At 46.6% G+C, this 1,651-nt stretch carries 1 protein-coding gene; it reads right to left on the bottom strand.

Annotated elements, in window-relative coordinates:
* Positions 1 to 622 precede the first annotated feature (622 nt).
* The gene (gene modB / locus H140_RS0101630) at positions 623 to 1,336 is read right to left on the bottom strand and encodes a molybdate ABC transporter permease subunit (RefSeq protein ID WP_019671911.1); all 714 of its coding nucleotides are present in this window, start codon (positions 1,334 to 1,336) and stop codon (positions 623 to 625) included.
* Positions 1,337 to 1,651: the final 315 nt, after the last annotated feature.

Genomic DNA, 1,651 nt, shown 5'->3' with positions numbered 1-1,651 from the left:
CAATATACTGCATCATGCAGACAAAGTTTTAACCCATCACTAATGAGTTAAAAAAGCGGTGAGTTCCACCGTATTAGCCTGTGGAGACGATGTAAGACCTACGTGCAATCATAATGGCAAACGTCTATGAAGCAGGAAGAAAACGCTAAAACTACGTGAGTGGATTTAGGTAAGTTTTTCGGAACGGTGATGTTGTTCATCATTTGCAGCATACACACCAGGTTTTGCTCCTTTCCTTTTTCAAAGGAAGGGCTGGGGATGGATTTTAGCCAAGCACAGCTTGCCTCTTGCGAAGCTAAAAAGCTATCCCAGAGCTTTTATTAACGCTTCTCAGGGGATGGATTTTTCACATCTTGAATGTGGCCTTGAGATGCGGTTTAGCCCTGACAGTAGCGGATATCCTTGGTAAGGCACAGGGTTGCAGGCGCTTGGCTAGGGGCAGTCTCGTGGCGCAGGAATGGCGCTAGCCAGTAGCGCCTGCCCCTGTGCAAGCCAAGATATGAGCGGATGGCAGGATAAGCTCCAGTAGCCAGTAGCCAGTAGCCAGTAGTTAGGAGCTAGGAGTTAGGAGCTAGGAGTTAGGAGCTAGGAGCTAGGAGCTAGGTGATAGCTTAACTTAACGCTACTTCTGATCGCCACTCATTACCCTGTTATTGATACTGGCAATCAAGCTTACCAGCGCAATGCCCAATACCACCAATAACAGCGACATGGTGTGCGCCATACCATAGTTTAGCGCCTCAACCTGCTCATAGATGGCAATAGAAATCACCTTGGTTTCACCAGCGATGCTACCGCCTATCATCAACACCACCCCAAACTCACCAATAGTGTGCGCAAAGCTAATCAAGCTACCCAAGATAATACCAGCTTTGGCTTGTGGCAGTGCCACCGCTGTAAAACGGCGCAAGCGGCTTGGTTCCATTAATAGCGCCATGTCCCTGACACTGCTCGGAATTCGTAAAAACTGAGCATACACAGGTTGCATATAAAATGGCAATGAATAAATTAGTGACCCCACCACCAAGCCCTGAAAGCTAAACGCCAGTGCGCTTATGTCATGGGCGATGAGCCATTGACCAAGGGCAAAGTTTGGACTCAGTAGCAGCAGCAAATAAAACCCAAGCACAGTTGGCGGTAGCACCAAGGGCATGGCAATCGCACCCATCAGCATGATTTTGATACGGGCAATCAGCGCATTGGCAGAAGGTTTTGCCATCCAGTAGGCAAGGGGGGTGGCAAACACAATCAAGCAGAAGGTAGTGATGCCAGCAAGCTTGATACTCAGCCACAAGGGAAGCAACATATCAGAAAGAGGTAGGGCAGCAAGTGACATAGGTGTGATACGACCGCAGGGGTGAGTTGAGTTTCATTGAATGTCGGGATACGTTTATGATAAAGCTGTATCCGTGTCTGCCTGCCAGTATAGAGCAAAATAAAGGGCTTCTCAATCTGAGCTAAGCTAGCCTGTTTTCTGCTTTTTTACTTTATAAACGCCAATCTCAATTTAAAATTTAGGTTGTATTTTATGTAAGGTTTGACTCCCTTCCTTTCTCAAAGCATAGGTATCTACATAAATTTACTAGCAGCATCAGCAAAGTACTTTAGCTTATCAGGGGGATAATGATTAACAAGCTCGGTAAAGTTAAGC

Source organism: Psychrobacter lutiphocae DSM 21542, from assembly GCF_000382145.1.
GTDB lineage: Bacteria > Pseudomonadota > Gammaproteobacteria > Pseudomonadales > Moraxellaceae > Psychrobacter > Psychrobacter lutiphocae.
This window is presented reverse-complemented; position numbering and strand designations above follow the sequence as displayed.